Source organism: Bradyrhizobium barranii subsp. apii, assembly GCF_011516635.5.
Classification (GTDB): Bacteria; Pseudomonadota; Alphaproteobacteria; order Rhizobiales; family Xanthobacteraceae; genus Bradyrhizobium; species Bradyrhizobium barranii.
This window is the reverse complement of record NZ_CP096255.1, coordinates 9,552,792-9,568,583: the sequence shown is the minus strand read 5'-3', so window position 1 is coordinate 9,568,583 and position 15,792 is coordinate 9,552,792. Positions and strand designations below refer to the sequence as shown.

Sequence of the window (15,792 nt, the reverse complement as noted above, 5' to 3'; positions counted from 1 at the left end):
CGGGCGCTTCTTCGTTTCTGACGTGCCTGCTCCAACCCAGAAGAAACCGCAAAGAAAACCCCAAGGAATTTTCATGAACAAGAAACTCTCCCTGCTTGCCGCAGCAACGGCGTTGACGCTGCTTGCGACCCCGTCCGCATATGCGCAGAAGGCGTACGACACCGGCGTCACCGACACCGAGATCAGGATCGGCAATGTCGAGGCCTATTCCGGTCCCGCGTCCGCCTACGGCATCATCGGCAAGACCGAGGAAGCCTATTTCAAGATGATCAACGACCAGGGCGGCATCAACGGCCGCAAGATCAACTGGATTTCCTATGATGACGGCTACTCGCCGCCGAAGACCGTGGAGCAGATCCGCAAGCTGATCGAGAGCGACGAGGTTTTCCTGGTGTTCAACGCGCTGGGCACGCCGACCCAGACCGCCGTGCAGAAGTATCACAATTCAAAGAAGGTGCCGCAGCTCTTCCTCGCCACCGGCGCCAGCAAGTGGAACGACCCGAAGAACTTTCCCTGGACCATGGGCTTCCAGCCCAGCTACCGGGTCGAGGCACAAATCTTCGCAAAATACATTCTGAAGGAGAAGCCGGACGCGAAGGTCGCGATCTTCTATGCCAACGACGATTTCGGCAAAGACTACCTCGCCGGCATCAAGGACGTGTTCGGCGAAAAGGCGTCGAAGCTGATCGTGGCCGAAGAGAGCTACGAGACCTCGGAGCCGTCGATCGATGCCCACATCGTCAAGCTCAAGGGCACCGGTGCCGATGTCTTCGTGAACATCGCGACCCCGAAATTCGCGGCCCAGGCCATCAAGAAGATCGCCGAGCTGGAGTGGAAGCCGATGCACCTGATGACCGACGTCTCGGTCTCGATCGGCGCGGTGATGAAGCCGGCCGGCCTCGAGGCATCCGAAGGCGTGTTGTCGGCCGGTTATCTGAAGGATGCGTCGGATCCGCAGTGGAAGGACGACGAGGGCATGAAGAAGTTCATGACCTTCATCGACAAGTACATGCCCGGTGCGAACATCTCGGACGCCAATCTGGTGTACGCCTATGCCGCAGCCCAAACGATGGTGCAGGTGCTGAAGCAGTCGGGCGATAATCTGACCCGTGAGAACGTGATGAAGCAGGCCGCGAGCCTGAAGGACTTCGTCCCTGATACGCTGATCCCGGGGATCAAGATCAACACCTCATCTACCGACTTCGCGCCGATCGAGCAGCTCAAGATGTGGCGGTTCAAGAAGGGCCAGTGGGAGCTGTTCGGCGACATCATCAGCGCCGAAACGGGCGGCTAGCCACGCATCGCAGCAACGGGCGGAGACGTGCAGCTGACGTCTTCGCCTGCACTGACGTCGATCCCCGCGACCGGCAGGCCGAGCCGGCGCGGGTCATCGATGGCCGCAAAGCGCGGACAGGCCCATGCCAGGATCGCCCTGCCCGATGGCGGCAGATCGAGCTGAAGAACGAAGGCACCCGCGTCGATCGCGGTCGCGGTATCCGCAACGCGCACGCCGTCGAGATAGAACTGCACGCCGATCCGATCCAGCGGCCCGCGAATCTCCGGCGACGCGATGCGAATGATGGTGCGCCCAGGCGGCGCCTCGATCCGCAAGGCGGCTTCCGGCTCGCTCCAGCGGAAGCTGCGGCTCTGCCAGACCTCCCAGGCATGGAAGCCGGCCTGTGCGACCATCTGATCGCCGAGACTCTGCGCAGCTCCGCCAAGGCTCCCCCGAATGCCACGGATAGAATGGAGGCGCTGATAGTGGATCAGCGCGGCGATATAACGCTTCAGCCAGCGCGCGATGCTGCCGCGAGAGCCGCCCATGGTGAGCAGGGTCAGGCTGCAGCGCGCATAGCCTGCCGCCAAACGTGCAAGACCAAGCGCAAGGCGGTCGCCGGCCAGTGCGATCGCGCCCCAACGCCCGATCGCCTGCAGGCCTTCGCTTGTCACGCGGCCGGCGCGCATCCGTGCACCAAGGGCGCTGCGCGCCAGCGCGACTTTGAAATCGCCGCGGCTGCTCCACTCGACCGGAGTTTCGAGCAGCTCGCTGCCGGGATCGTTGCGCGCTTCGCTGAGATAGCGGATCTCGCCCCGCACGAAATCGAGCGTGAATGTCTTCAGCTCGCCGATTTCGCCGATATAGTAGTGATGGAAGCGCGCCTCCTCGAGATAGCCGATCGTATGGCCCCTCGCGTGATACGCGGCGGCGAGCACCCATTCGGCGAAATGACCGAGCTCCTCACGCAGGCCGCCGCATTCCCAATAGGCGTCGCGCCGCGTCACGAAGCACTGGTCCAGCACCTTGCGCCAGGGATGCTGCTTCATGCCGAACTCGATGTCGGCCTGGTACATGGCGGCCTCCGCCACGGACAGCCGGTTATGGCAGATCGGCACCGACTGACAGGAGAACCCAGCCCAGTCGGGACGCGCGCCGATCGCGCGGATGCAGGCCTCCATCACGTCAGGCTCGGGCCGGCAATGCGACTCCGTAAAGAACAGATATTTGCCGCGGGCCTTGGCGGCGCCGAAGGCGCAGAGCCCGATGTCATGGTCCGAATTGGTGAATTCGAGGCGCGCTTTGCCGCCGGCCAGCGCCTTCAGCTCGTTGAGTGCCTCGAAATCAGGCGGCACCACCAGGATGATTTCGTAAAGCGATTTGTCGGCGGTCTGCGACGTCCAGCCGAGCCAGGACAGCTCCCACTGCCCGCGGTGATGTTCCAGCGGGATGATGATGGAGAACAGCGGAAATTCACCGCCGTATGGTGCGGGCACGTCCTGCATGTTCCCTTATAGACGCACGCGACGCCATTCCGGACTCTTTCTCGCGGACTATACCGACAGAAACAACGCGAACGATTCCTCCACCGTTCGGCGCAGATGCTTTCCATACAATGCGTGGTTGGCATCGTCGGGGCCGACCCGTCCCAGGGACGGCTTCGCGACGTTGCGGAGCGGCACATAGGCGATCGGCGCTGCGATCGGCGTCAATTGCGAGCCGGGTCCGGCGCGGAGCGTCGAGATGATGCCGTACATCTCGCCGGCAACCGTCGGCCGCGACACCGTGATCACGCGGTGCTGGCCGTGCTTGATGATGACGAGATAGATGAAGCCGGACTGATGCGGCACCGCAACCTCGCCGGTGTGCTCATAGGCGGCATCGGTCCGCTCGCCCTCACGGAACACCAGCGAAGACACCTTCGGCTCCCAGACGATCTCGGTGCGATAAGCGAAGATCGCATCCTTGTCGCCGAAGGACGGCCGCAGCGTGATGTAGACGTCCTCGAGCCAGGTCACCGCGCGATGCGCATAAGAGCCGAGGCTGTCGGGCGCGACATCGTTTGCGGCCGGAGGCGTCACCACGGCGGCGCTTTTACGCAAGGAGACGCCCAGCGCCTGCTCCAGTCGCACGGTCGTTGCCAGCGTGAACGGCCGCCGGCCACCGAGCACCTTCTCCAGCGTCGACAGGCTGAGCTTGGCCTGCTCGGCCAACGCTTGCCGGGAAATCCGGCGCCTGGCGAGTTCCTCGCGAATGGTCTCCGCGATCTCGCGGCTCTGCTCGTCCGAAAGCTGCCTGTCGGTGACTTTATCCTGCGTCTGCATCGTCAACCCTGCTCCACGGACGCAAGTCTAGCAGGGCGGACAAGCCAGCACAAAACCGTACATGGCGATCCCGGCCTTGGCCTGCCGGGGCCGGCCGCGGCGGAACATTGCCGATCATTCTGCTCGCGCATTCAGGCGCTCCCGACGGATGCTCCGAGCCAGCGAACACCCTTCGGGAGCAGGCGAAATGGATAGCTACGACACAGCCGACAGCGACGAGCACCCCATGCTGGGGCGGCTGATCAAGCTCGGATTGTTTCTTCTGGTGCAGGGCATCGCGGTGATGCTGGTCGCCTTCGTGGCCCTGCTCGTGAGTCTTGAGCCCGGATGGTCGGCGACGACGGAGCAGGCCAGCCTGCTCCAGCCCGGCGATGCCAAATCCGGCACCCTTCTCCTGAAGGAGGACGGTGCCACCACGGAGGCGATCCGCCTCGGCATCGACGTCGACATCACGGTATCAGGCCCGACGCTGCACGCCCGCGTTACCCAGGTCTTCCGCAATCCGACCAAGGACTGGGTCGAGGCGACCTACGTTTATCCGCTTCCCGCCGGCGGCGCCGTCGACACGCTGAAGATGGTGGTCGGCGACCGCGTCATCATCGGCGACATCAAGGAGCGGCAGCAGGCACGCGTGATCTACGAGCAGGCGAAGCGCGCCGGCCAGAAGGCTGCGCTCACGGAGCAGGAGCGGCCGAACATCTTCACCAATTCGGTCGCCAATATCGGTCCCGGCGAAACCGTGCTGGTGCAGATCGAATATCAGGAGCCGGTGCATCAATCCGGCAATGAGTATTCGCTGCGGCTGCCGCTGGTGGTCGGGCCGCGCTACAATCCGGCGCCGATCGTGCAGAGCGTCGACTTCCGCAAGGACGGCTCGGGCTGGGGCGTGACCAATTCGGAGCCGGTGCCGGACCGCGACCGCATCTCGCCGCCGGTGCTGGATCCCGCCAGGAACGCGCCGGTCAATCCGACCAGCATCACCGTGCGCCTGAAGGCAGGCTTCGCGCTCGGCGAGGTCAGGAGTCACCACCATAACGTCAAGGTCGAGAGCCCGGACAATGCGACGCGAATCGTCACGCTCGCTGACGGCGCCGTGGCCGCCGACCGCGATTTCGAGCTGACCTGGAAGCCGGCTGCGGAGAAGGCACCGTCCGTTGGGCTGTTCCGCGAGCGTATCGGCGATGCCGATTATTTGCTCGCCTTCGTCACCCCGCCCGGTGCCGAGCAGGCGACGCAAAAGCCGCTGCCGCGCGAGGTCGTGTTCGTGATCGACAATTCGGGCTCGATGGGCGGTACGTCGATCGTTCAGGCCAAGGCCAGCCTGACTTACGCGCTCTCTCGCCTTCAACCGAGCGACCGCTTCAACGTCATCCGCTTCGACGACACCATGGACGTGCTGTTCCCGGCCTCCGTGCCGGCCGACGCCACGCATGTCGGTGAAGCCACGTCGTTCGTCAGTGCCTTGCAGGCCCGCGGCGGCACCGAGATGGTGCCGGCGATGCGCGCGGCTCTGACCGACAAGGCTGGCGACACCAGCATGGTCCGCCAGGTGGTGTTCCTGACCGACGGCGCGATCGGCAACGAGCAGCAATTGTTCGAAACGATCACTGCGATGAGGGGCCGCTCCCGCGTGTTCATGGTCGGCATCGGATCCGCGCCCAATACCTATCTGATGACGCGCGCCGCCGAGCTCGGCCGCGGCGCCTTCACCCATATCGGCTCCGTCGAGCAGGTCGAGGAGCGCATGCGCGGCCTGTTCGCCAAGCTGGAAAACCCGGCCGTGACCGGCCTCAGCGTAAAGTTCTCCGACGCCAAGGCGGACGTGACGCCTGCGATCATTCCTGACGTCTATCGCGACGAGCCGCTGGTGCTGGCGGCAAAGCTCGACAAGCTCGCCGGCTCGCTCGAGATCAAGGGACGCGTCGGCGACCGCCCGTGGTCGGTGACGCTGCCGCTGCAAAACGCCGCCGAAGGCAAGGGCCTGTCAAAACTCTGGGCCAAGCGCAAGATCGGCGACGCCGAAGTTGCGCGCACCATGCGCGAGATGACGCCCGAAGACTCCGACAAGGCGATCCTGGCGCTGGCGCTCGACCACCAGATCGTCACGCGGCTCACCAGCCTCGTCGCGGTCGACAAGACGCCGAGCCGCCCCGAGGGCGCGCCGCTCAAGCTCAGCGAGCTGCCGCTCAACCTGCCGGCCGGCTGGGATTTCGAGAAGGTCTTTGGTGAGCGACCGCACCTGACGCCCACACAATTGCGCGAACGCCATGCAGATGCGCGCAACCAGCCGACGACGAGGCGGCCGACGCCCGCCGCGCCGGATGCGATCCGCCTACCGAAGACCGCGACCTCAGCCGAGCTCAAGATGATCGCAGGTTTCATCCTGATCGTGCTCGCCCTGATCCTGTACGTGTTCAACCGGCGTCAGCCCTTGCTCACTGACGCCGTTTGAGAGAGGAGCCCCCCGAACTCCTCTGTTAGCGCGCGCGGCTGCCCGTCCCATACCAACGGCCGCGCGCGCCTTTTTATCAGCCGTCATTGCGAGGAGCGAAGCGACGAATCAATCCAGACTGCCGCCACGGAGACAATCTGGATTGCTTCGCTTCGCTCGCAATGACGGGGGAAGGACCATCATGCCCCGCTTCATCTCTCCTCTCGCTCTTGCACTTGTCGGCCTCATCCTGTTCGGTGACGGCGCCTACATCCATGCCAAGGCATGGCTCGCGCAGGTGCTGCTGGAGCGCGCGTTCGACAGGAGCGTTGCGACCGGCGAGCCGGTCAAGCCGTGGTCATGGGCCGACACCTGGCCGGTCGCGCGGATCGAGGTGAAGCGGATCGGCGCCAGCGCGATCGTGCTGGAAGGCACCAGCGGCCAGGCCCTCGCGTTCGGACCCGGCCATATCCACCAAACGGCTGATGCCGGCGAGCGCGGCATTGCCGTATATGCTGCGCACCGCGATACACATTTCCGCTTCCTGCGGAATGTCGCCATTGGTGACGTAATCGATGTCACACGCCGTGACGGAAAGCACTTTCGCTATCGGGCGGATTCCTCCGCTGTGGTTCGCTTCGATGAGTCCGGCATCGATCCCGCGGCGCAAGATGTCGAACTGGTGCTCACAACCTGCTGGCCCTTCGACGCCGTCACGCCCGGACCCGAGCGCTACACCCTGCATGCCACCTTGATCGAAACAGGTGAATAGCGGTTCGCAATCGGCCATCCGGGATCGATAGAGACCGCGCCGAACAGCCGGGGAACCGCGCTTGATCGGGCCGCTGAACTGGCGTCGTCTCCTATAGACCTGTAAGAACAGCCGATTGATCTTTTGACGCTGTAATTTTCAGGACAACCTGTAATGGACGACGAGTTCAGGCAGCGCCTCGAACAGCGGCTGGAGCAACTCGAAAATCGTGTCGCGCTCCTTGAACGGAATCAGGACCTCATTGCTGCCGGACAGAGACGATCCTCGCTGCGGAGCCTCTGGCGACGCCCGCCGATGTGGACCTTCGAGCAATATCCGCCGCGCCTGCTCAACCTGACTGCCTTCCCGCCTGCGCCCGCGATCCCGGCGAATGCGCCGCGGATCACGATGGTCACGCCGAGCTACAATCACGCGCAATATCTCGGCGCCACGATCGAGAGCATCGTCAGTCAGAACTATCCGAAGCTGACTTATCACGTGCAGGACGGCGCCTCGATCGACGGCACGATCGATCTCCTGAAGAGCCGAGGTGAGAGCATCAGCTGGGCGAGCGAGCCGGACAAGGGGCAGTCGAACGCCATCAATCTCGGCTTCGCCGGTGCCGATTGCGAGATCATGGCCTATCTCAACAGCGATGACATGCTGCTGCCCGGAGCGCTCGCCTATGTCGCCGACTACTTCATGGCGCATCCCGATGTCGACGTCGTCTACGGCCATCGCGTCTTCGTCGACCGCGAGGGGCTCGAGGTTGGACGCGCTGTGCTGCCGCCGCATGACGGCAAGGCTTTGCAATATGCCGACTACATCCCGCAGGAGACGATGTTCTGGCGCAAGCGCGTGTGGGACAGGATCGGGCCCATCGACGAGAGCCTCCACTACGCGATGGATTGGGATTTCATCCTGCGGGCGCAAGCCGCGGAATTCAAATTCGTGCGCCTGCCGCGATTTCTCGCCTGCTTCCGCATCCACGATGCACAGAAGACGGCTTCGACCTACGCGCTCGGCGTCAGGGAGATGGGCATCCTGCGGCGCCGCGTTCTCGGCTTCGATCCGACGCAGATGCAGATCCGGCGCGCCATCGCTTCCTATCTCGCGAAGCAATTGGGCTATCACTACGCCTACAAGCTGCGCCTGCTGCGTTACTGAACGATAGCAGAGGCGTGATCACCATTTGAAAGAATGCGCGTCACGCAGTCGTGGCACGTCGTCCGATCGTTCGCACTTTCGCCAAAAGTCTGGTGATGCTAGCCTTGTCGCGAAGCACGCACCATTCCGCCACGCGGCATGGAGCCATCACGATCAGCCCCACCAGACGCCGGCGCAAGACAGGGCGCTGCAACAAGAGGTAAAGCGCCATGGAAGCCCAGGTACCTGCTGCGTCTATTTCTCCGCGTCCATGGTCTTCAGCGCCCGATGCCAGCGATGTCGTCAAGGGCATCCACGCCATGCTGCACCCGCACAACATCGTGCTGGTGGGCGCGACCGACAAGCCCGGCAATTATGCCGAGCGCATCTGGAACAACCTCGTCAAGTACGGCTACGAGGGCGGGCTCTATCCGGTCAACGCCAAGCGCGACACCGTCTGGGGCGTGCCCTGCTACAAGGATTTCGCGAGCCTCCCGGAAAAGCCCGATCACGTGCTGGTGCTGGTGCCCGCGCGCTTTGCCGTGCAGGTGATCCGCGACGCCGCCGCGGCCGGCGCGCGCTCGGCCACCATCGTCACCTCGGGCTTCAGCGAGTTGCAGGATGAGGAGAGCCAGAAGCTCGCTGCCGAATTGCAAGCCGCGATACGCGAAACGGGGCTCGCCGTCACCGGCCCGAACTGCCTCGGCAATCTGAGCGCGGGCGAAAAGCTCTTCACCAATATCGACGACCGCGTCGTCACCATGGAACAGGGTGCGGTGGCGATCGCCGGGCAATCCGGCGCCATCGTGATGGCGATCCGGCAGGCGCTGGACGATCGCGGCGTCGGGGTCGGCTACATGGTGACGACCGGCAACGAGGCCGGGCTCGAGACGCCGGACCTGATGCGCTATTTCGCCGAGGATCCGAGCATCAAGGTGATCGTGGTCTACCTCGAAGGCGTGCGCAACACGAAGGCGTTTCGCGACGCCTGCAAGGCCGCGCGCGCCGCAAGCAAGCCGGTGATCGCGCTCAAGCTCGGTTCGTCCGAGGGCGGCCGCGCGGCGGCGATGGCGCATACCGGTGCGCTCGCGGGCTCAATCGAGACGTTCGACGCCATCGCGACCCGTGAAGGCGTGATCCGGGTTGGCGGACTCGACGAACTGATCGAGACCACCGAATGCTTCGTTCACGCGGCCGTGCCCAAGGGCGACCGGCTCGCCGCGGTCACACTATCAGGCGGCAAGCGTGGCGTGCTGCTTGACGCCTTCTATGCCGAAGGCCTGAACTTTGCGCCGCTGAGCCCGCACGTCGGCTCCGAACTGGCGAAGATGCTTGGGCCGGGCTCGATCGTGGGCAATCCGCTCGATGCCGGCTTTGCCGCGGTGGTCGATCCCTCCGTCTACATGAAGTCGATCGAGCTGATGATCGACGACCCCGATATCGACATCGTCATCATCGATGCCGAACTGCCCAAGGCGCCGCACGAGTTGCGCGAGCGCAATCTGCGCATCGTCGATGGGATGGCGAGCCGGGCCGGCAAGCCGGTGATCTACATCAGCGCGATGTCGGTCGGCTTCACCGAATTCACCAAAGGCTTGCGCAAATCGCTGCCGCATCTCGCGGTCATGCAGGGCATGGACCGCGCGGTGACCGCGATCAAGTCGCTGCTCGACTATGCGAAGCTGCGCAAGGCAGTGCCCGACATCGCCTCGAGCTCGAAGCTTGCCGCCCGCGCCGTGCTGGAGAAGGCTCTGAAATCGGCGAGCGGTGCCGCGCTCGACGAGGTCGCCTCGAAGAAGCTGCTGAAGGCCTATGGCATCCCGACCTCGAAGGAGGCGATCGCACAGACGGCGACGGACGCCGCGAAGATCGCGAAGCAGATCGGTTTCCCGGTCGTTGCAAAAGTCGTCAGCGCCGAGATCCTGCACAAATCCGACATCGGCGGCGTGGTGCTGAACCTCGCCAGCGCAGCGGAGGTGAAGAAGGCATTCGCCGACATCACCGCGCGGGTGGCGAAGCTGAAGGGCAAGCCGAAGCTCGACGGCATCCTGATCGCGCAGCAGGTCAAGGCCGATCTCGAGCTCGTGGTCGGCGCCTCGCTCGATGCCGAGATGGGCCCGGTCGTGCTGTTCGGCACCGGCGGCATCGACATCGAGCTGATGAAGGACGTCGCACTCGCCGGCGCACCGCTCGACGAGGCCGAGGCCCGGCTCCTGATCGGCCGCACCAAGGCCGGCATCAAGATGCGCGGCTATCGCGGCAAGCCGGCCTTGCACGAGGCCTCCGCGGTGAAAGCGCTGGTCGGCCTGTCCAATTTGATCGCAGATGCCGGCGACCGGATCGCTTCGATCGACGTCAACCCGTTCCTGATCAACACCAAAACGGGCGTCGCCGTCGACGCCCTGATCGTATTGAACAATGCTGCGGCAAAACGCGCGGCCGGGCATTGATGTCGCGTAAGGCGGATTGGCGGGTTACGCTTCCGCCTTCGCTCTTCGAGCTACGGCGGACAAGTCGTTAACCCGCCCGCTCTAGTATTGCGGCCGCAGCATCGTCCTTCCAACCATCCCGCTTTGGCCGTAAAATCGCCCTGCATGGCACGCGCGAGCAACCTCGTAATCGGAACGGCGACGCTGGCGGTCATCGCCGTGGCGTTCGGCGGCGTGCTCGGCGTGCAGAAATGGCGCACCGCCCAGAGCCGGAGCCAGTTGCGCGTGGTGTTCGAGGGCGGCTCCGCCAGCGGCCTGCGCCGCGGCGGGCCGGTCAATTTCGACGGTGTTCCCGCGGGCCAGATCCTGTCGATCAAGTTGGATAATCCGCGCAAGATCGTGGCGCTGGTGATGCTCGACAACAGCGCGCCGATCCGCAAGGACACGGTTGCGGGCATCGAGTTCCTGGGTCTCACCGGCGTTGCCGCGATCTCGTTGATCGGCGGCGCGCCCTCCGCGCCGCCGGTACCGCTGGATACGGACGGCGTCCCTATGCTGATCGCCGATCTCAGCGACGCCGAATCCATCGTCGACACCCTGCACAGCGTCGATCGCACGATCGTCAGCAATGCCCCTGCGATCAAGGACGGCCTGCGCACGTTCGAGAACTACACCGCCGATCTCAGAAGCAAGGGCGGCGAAATCGACTCCGTCATGGCCAAGGTCGACAGCGCCTTCGCAGGCTTCGACAAGGCGGTCACCAAGATCGAAGGCGTGGTCCCCGGCTTCGTCGACGGCAAGGCCGACGAGCTGTTCGAGAAGATCAGGGGACTGCACGAGCTCGCCGATGCCATGAAGAAGAAGTCGGCTGCTTACGTCGAGGACATCCGCCGCTCGCTGCTCGACGTCAGCGAAGCCGCCAGCAAGATGGCTGGCACACCCTCGCCCGCCGCCGCCCCGCGCCCGCCGCACAAGCCTCCGCAGAAGAAGCAGTAGAGCCTACCACGCGTAGCGCACGACGCCCTTGCCGGCGTAGGAGCGGGTGACGTTCGAGAACTCGCCCTCGAAGGTCGCCGACGCAGACCAGCCGTTCATCCAGTTCATCTGCACCGCCGCCGTGGTCAGCGCGGAATCGCGCGCCAGCGCTGCACCGTTCACGACGAAGGCCGAGCCCGGCAGGGTCTGGAACACCGCGCCGACGGTGCGGTCCGGATTGTAATCATGCGCCCAGGCGACGCGGCCGCGCAGGGTCATCAGGCCACCGGCCGCGGCGAATGATTTGTCGGCGCGCAGGCCGAGCTCGGTACGGGTGCTGGTCACGTCCTTGGCGGCGTAGTTGAGCGCGAAGGTGCTGTTGCCGACCACCGCGAACTCCGAATAGTTCGGAAGGCTGAACATGGTGGCCTGGGCCGCCGCATAGGGCGTGAGGCCGATCCACTGCGTAGCGTAGCGGTAACCGCCCTCGACACGGCCCGAGAGCGCGTTGGCGTTGAACTGCGCCCGCAGCTGATCGACGCCGGCGGCCGTGACGATGCGGTTGGTCGTGACGTCCTGCCAGCCATAGGCCAGCGCAGCGGTGATGTAGGCAGGTCCTGCCGTGTGACGAACGAAGGCGCCGGCCTGGAACAGGTCGGAGCGGCCCCAGCCGAGCCCGTTGACGTTGAAGCCGGTCCCACCGCCGGCAAGCGCAAAGCCGGCGATCGTCGACGGCGAGAAGCGATAGTCGAGGCCGACGGCGGTGCCATAGACGCTGCTGGTGGTGTTGTTCGAACCGAGACCGACATTGCCGTCGGTGGTCTGCGAGCCGCCATAGCCGGCCGCCCACACATCCCAGCGCTGCTCGAAGGTTGCGGCCGGTGCCTTGCGGTAGATCGAGGCGAAGGCGTCGCGCGCGTTCTTGTCACGCCCGCCCTTGCCGGTCGCGGCATAGGCATTCGCGCCCGGCTCGTCGGCATAGGGCGTCGCACCTGATGTGCCGCTGCGTCCCGAGCCGAACACATCGGTCAAGAGGCCAAGGAACAGGTTCATCGCATTGAAGGTCGTCTGCTGCGAACCCGTTGCCGGTTCGCCGGAGGCCTGGGTGAGGCCGTTGGGGCCGAGGCCCGCGAATTCGGCTTGAAGGAAGCCATTGGCGTTGAAGAAATTCTGAAGCGTCGTGGCGACGTTCTGCTGGTTGATGTTGAGCGCGTATTTCGCGCCATAGTTCAGCGTGAAATCGAGGAGCACTTCGTTTGACCCGACCGTCGTGGTGCCGACTAGGCCACCCGGCGCGGCAACGCCGGCGAAATTACCGGTGGCGCTGCCGAAAAACTGCATGATCGAGTAGTGCTGCATTATCTTGCTGCCGGGATACAGCGCGACACCCACGGTCCCGTCCAGCGTGACGTTGCCGCTGACGAGCGCATGGCTCGTGCTGAATCCACTACCGGCCTGCACAACATAGACCGAACCGGGCTGCAAGGTGAGATCGCCCTGGACCTGCATGCTTGAGCCCGGGCCGCCGTCGCCGGGCGCATAGATGCCACCGGTGGCGATAACGGTGTTGCCGACAATCCCGGCGCCGAACAACGCACCGCCGGCATTCACGGTGGTCAGGCTCGATTGCGAGATGTCGCCATCAACCCGCAGGATGCCGCCATTCACCTTCGTCGTACCGGTGTAAGTGTTTGTGCCGGAGAGGATCAGCGTTCCGCTGCCGACCTTTTCCAGCGAGCCGGAGCCGATTGCGCCGCAACCGCAGGGATCATAGTCGCCGATGACACCACTGACCTCCGTCGACAAATTGTTACCGCCAACGACGAGTGTGTTGCCGCCACCAATATAATAGGTGCCGCTGCCTTCGATCGAACCGGCGGTAATGCGGCCATCGCCGGCCGGGCCGGTACCGCCCCCGAAATCGACGATGCCTGTCCCTGTGGTGATGAAGCGTGCGTTGCCGCCAGTGGAATTGTCGGCGAACTTGGTCTCGCCGCCATCCTTGGTGATGATCGTGGCGTTGCCCGCGGTCGTGAACGAGCCGAAAGCGGTCTGGCCGTCGGCCTCGTTGATAATTGTTGCGTTTTCGGCGGTCGCGGTGCTTCCGCCAAACGCGCCAAACGTGGTGCCGCCAAAATCTTTGTTGACGATGGTCGCTGAGCCGGCCGAGGCTTGATCGATGAACGCGGTGATGCCGCCGTTCTGGTTGGTGATGGTGGCGGAGCCAGCATTGGTTCGGCCAAAGAAGCCGATCAAGCCCCCATCATTGGTGATGGTCGCCCGGCCGGCGGTGGCAGTGTCGGTCCCGCTCCCCAACGGATCACCGAACAGCAGCTGGCCGTTATTGGTGATCACCATAGAGCTGGCGGAGGTCGCGTTGAGGAACATCGTCGTGCCGGAGACAGCGTTCAGGAGCGATGTAATTCCCGACGTATCGGCATTGACGATATTGAAGAGGCCCTCGTTGTTGACGGCGCCAATGATGCTCGCGGTGTGGGTGGCGTCACCGAGTTGCAGCGCTGCGCACGAACAGATGAAAGTGTCGCCGGTATAGGTGTTGGCGCCGAGCAGCGCCAGGATGCCGGGTCCCTGCACGGAGATGCCACCACTGCCGGTGATGCGCGAGGCGATGACGGCCGATGGGTCTGTCGTGCCGGTGACATCGTTGGTGAAGAACGTCGTCCCCCCGGAGGCTAGCCTGAGATCGCCGCCCTGAATGGTGTAGACAGAACCGTCGCCGGTGAGGTCGAAGCCCACGAGGCTGGTGAGCTGCACGCCGCCTGGCGTAACCGTCACCGTGCCACCGCTTGCCGGCGTCGAGACTCCCGAGTAGCCGAACACCGTGCCGACTGACGAGGGATCGTAAGCAGTGCTGGTCGAACCGAAGACGTCCGTCCAATTCGTGGTGGTGGCGTCCCAGACGCCGCCTCCGCCGTTGACGGCGCCGTTCGGCGTGGTCTGCGACCCGTTGAAGATTTGCTGCGCTGCTGCGGGGCTCGCCGCCGCCGCCGCGCTCAAGGCGAGGCCGATCCAGAATGCCGCGCGAACAGCGGTGGCACGACGCGAGCAACCCCGCCCGCTCGATGGCAACCAAGCCCCCACGCTCTTCCCCTCACCCGCGGCGCTCCCCAGCGGCGCCGCGAGGAACTTAGGCCATGAGGCTGGCCGGTAGAACTACGGTTCCTCGAGAATCAGCCAACGGGACCGCAACTTGGGCAGATTCAACAACTCATGTTGCAACCGAGCCACGGTTTTGCCGGGCTCAATTCCTACCCCGCGCATGCGCCCATGCGTCAGAATGTCCGTTCCATGTACAGCTGTTCACATCTTGGCTGATCATCCAGGGCCGCGCCCCGTGCCCCCATTCCTCGGCGCATTCGCATGAATGGCAAGCGCGCCGTCCGCAATAGCTCAGTAATTGCTCGCCGCCGACCCATTCGGGATGCCGTCGATCGGACATTCCTCCGTCCCCGGCGTCGAGCGGGTCATCGCCTCGACCATGTCCCGCGTCCCTTCCGGATCGGCGATCCAGTTCTTGTAGAAATCATAGGGGCAGGCCGCCACGCCGCGCGGGCTTTCGCCGGAATTGATCATGCCGGTGTAGCCGCGGTGGACCAGCTTGTAGAGATGGTTCTGCGACTGGCCGTTGCGGCGCGCATCGCGGATCAGATGTTTCGACAGCTGGGCATATTGGATGCCGTAGTCCTCCTCGCCGCACTCGCCGAGCGTCCGGCCGTCGAAGCCGATGATCGCGGAGTGACCGAAATAGGAATAGACGCCGTCGAATCCGGCGGCGTTGGCGACGGCGACATAGACGTTGTTGGCCCACGCCATCGCCTTGGAGATCATGACCTGCTGCTCCTTGGCCGGATACATGTAGCCCTGGCAGCGCACGATCAGCTCGGCGCCCTTCATGGCGCAGTCGCGCCAGATCTCCGGAAAATTGCCGTCGTCGCAGATGATCAGGCTGACCTTCATCCCTTTCGGGCCGTCGGAGACATAGGTGCAATTGCCGGGATACCAGCCCTCGATCGGCACCCATGGCATGATCTTGCGGTACTTCTGGACGATCTCACCCTTGTCGTTCATCAGGATCAAGGTGTTGTAGGGCGCCTTGTGCGGATGCTCCTCGTGGCGTTCACCGGTCAGCGAGAACACGCCCCAGACCTTGGCCTTGCGGCAGGCCTCCGCGAAGATCGCGGTCTCTTCACCGGGCACCGCCGAGGCCGTCTCGTACATCTCCTTGGAGTCGTACATGATGCCCTGGGTCGAGTATTCCGGGAAGATCACCAGGTCCATGCCGGGCAGGCCGGCCTTCATGCCCACCAGCATGTCCGCGATCTTGCGCGCGTTGTCGAGCACCTCGGCCTTGGTGTGCAGGCGGGGCATCTTGTAGTTGACCACCGCGACGCCGACGGTGTCGTTGCTGCTGGAAATGTCACCGTGAAGCATGTTGAGCG

At 64.2% G+C, this 15,792-nt stretch carries 10 protein-coding genes; 6 read left to right on the top strand and 4 right to left on the bottom strand.

Going from position 1 to position 15,792, the window contains the following annotated elements; translation table 11 throughout:
- Window positions 1-73 precede the first annotated feature (73 nt).
- Window positions 74-1,294: an ABC transporter substrate-binding protein gene (locus HAP41_RS45560; RefSeq protein WP_166071544.1), complete on the top strand. Its 1,221-nt coding sequence runs from the start codon at window positions 74-76 to the stop codon at window positions 1,292-1,294.
- Here the strand turns inward: HAP41_RS45560 and HAP41_RS45555 are convergent.
- Both HAP41_RS45555 and HAP41_RS45550 read right to left on the bottom strand, forming a co-directional pair.
- The gene (locus HAP41_RS45555; protein ID WP_166071569.1) at window positions 1,291-2,781 is read right to left on the bottom strand and encodes a glycosyltransferase family 2 protein; all 1,491 of its coding nucleotides are present in this window, start codon (window positions 2,779-2,781) and stop codon (window positions 1,291-1,293) included. The two genes, HAP41_RS45560 and HAP41_RS45555, sit on opposite strands and share 4 nt — an antisense overlap.
- A 48-nt stretch (window positions 2,782-2,829) precedes the next feature.
- Window positions 2,830-3,600 (bottom strand): helix-turn-helix transcriptional regulator, encoded by a 771-nt coding sequence (locus HAP41_RS45550; protein WP_166071581.1) that lies wholly within the window; start codon window positions 3,598-3,600, stop codon window positions 2,830-2,832.
- A gap of 187 nt (window positions 3,601-3,787) precedes the next feature.
- On the opposite strand from HAP41_RS45550, the gene HAP41_RS45545 reads away from it, so the two are divergent.
- The 5 genes from HAP41_RS45545 (at window position 3,788) to HAP41_RS45525 (ending at window position 11,353) form a co-directional block, all read left to right on the top strand.
- Window positions 3,788-6,052, top strand: a complete 2,265-nt coding sequence (locus HAP41_RS45545; protein ID WP_166071588.1) for a marine proteobacterial sortase target protein — start codon at window positions 3,788-3,790, stop codon at window positions 6,050-6,052.
- 181 nt (window positions 6,053-6,233) lie between these two features.
- The gene (locus HAP41_RS45540; RefSeq protein ID WP_166071612.1) at window positions 6,234-6,803 is read left to right on the top strand and encodes a class GN sortase; all 570 of its coding nucleotides are present in this window, start codon (window positions 6,234-6,236) and stop codon (window positions 6,801-6,803) included.
- 153 nt (window positions 6,804-6,956) lie between these two features.
- Window positions 6,957-7,949, top strand: coding sequence for a glycosyltransferase family 2 protein (locus HAP41_RS45535; protein WP_166071627.1), 993 nt, complete (start codon window positions 6,957-6,959; stop codon window positions 7,947-7,949).
- 209 nt (window positions 7,950-8,158) lie between these two features.
- A complete protein-coding gene (locus tag HAP41_RS45530) occupies window positions 8,159-10,378 on the top strand; it encodes an acetate--CoA ligase family protein (RefSeq protein ID WP_166071679.1) in 2,220 nt (739 codons plus the stop codon).
- Between the two features lie 144 nt (window positions 10,379-10,522).
- The gene (locus HAP41_RS45525) at window positions 10,523-11,353 is read left to right on the top strand and encodes an MlaD family protein (protein WP_166071699.1); all 831 of its coding nucleotides are present in this window, start codon (window positions 10,523-10,525) and stop codon (window positions 11,351-11,353) included.
- A 3-nt stretch (window positions 11,354-11,356) separates the two neighbouring features.
- Here the strand turns inward: HAP41_RS45525 and HAP41_RS45520 are convergent, their stop codons facing one another.
- Both HAP41_RS45520 and HAP41_RS45515 read right to left on the bottom strand, forming a co-directional pair.
- Window positions 11,357-14,350 carry an autotransporter outer membrane beta-barrel domain-containing protein gene (locus HAP41_RS45520; protein ID WP_166071755.1) on the bottom strand — a complete coding sequence of 998 codons (2,994 nt, stop codon included), beginning with the start codon at window positions 14,348-14,350 and terminating at the stop codon, window positions 11,357-11,359.
- A 393-nt stretch (window positions 14,351-14,743) separates the two neighbouring features.
- Complete coding sequence (locus HAP41_RS45515; RefSeq protein ID WP_063979998.1) at window positions 14,744-15,784, bottom strand: aliphatic amidase; 1,041 nt, start codon at window positions 15,782-15,784, stop codon at window positions 14,744-14,746.
- Window positions 15,785-15,792 lie beyond the last annotated feature (8 nt).

What these genes read in the sequence shown, in the direction of transcription:
- HAP41_RS45560 (WP_166071544.1), top strand. Translation starts at nt 74, where the DNA reads ATGAACAAGAAACTCTCCCTGCTTGCCGCAGCAACGGCGTTGACGCTG.
- HAP41_RS45555 (WP_166071569.1), bottom strand. Translation starts at nt 2,781, where the DNA reads ATGCAGGACGTGCCCGCACCATACGGCGGTGAATTTCCGCTGTTCTCC.
- HAP41_RS45550 (WP_166071581.1), bottom strand. Translation starts at nt 3,600, where the DNA reads ATGCAGACGCAGGATAAAGTCACCGACAGGCAGCTTTCGGACGAGCAG.
- HAP41_RS45545 (WP_166071588.1), top strand. Translation starts at nt 3,788, where the DNA reads ATGGATAGCTACGACACAGCCGACAGCGACGAGCACCCCATGCTGGGG.
- HAP41_RS45540 (WP_166071612.1), top strand. Translation starts at nt 6,234, where the DNA reads ATGCCCCGCTTCATCTCTCCTCTCGCTCTTGCACTTGTCGGCCTCATC.
- HAP41_RS45535 (WP_166071627.1), top strand. Translation starts at nt 6,957, where the DNA reads ATGGACGACGAGTTCAGGCAGCGCCTCGAACAGCGGCTGGAGCAACTC.
- HAP41_RS45530 (WP_166071679.1), top strand. Translation starts at nt 8,159, where the DNA reads ATGGAAGCCCAGGTACCTGCTGCGTCTATTTCTCCGCGTCCATGGTCT.
- HAP41_RS45525 (WP_166071699.1), top strand. Translation starts at nt 10,523, where the DNA reads ATGGCACGCGCGAGCAACCTCGTAATCGGAACGGCGACGCTGGCGGTC.
- HAP41_RS45515 (WP_063979998.1), bottom strand. Translation starts at nt 15,784, where the DNA reads ATGCTTCACGGTGACATTTCCAGCAGCAACGACACCGTCGGCGTCGCG.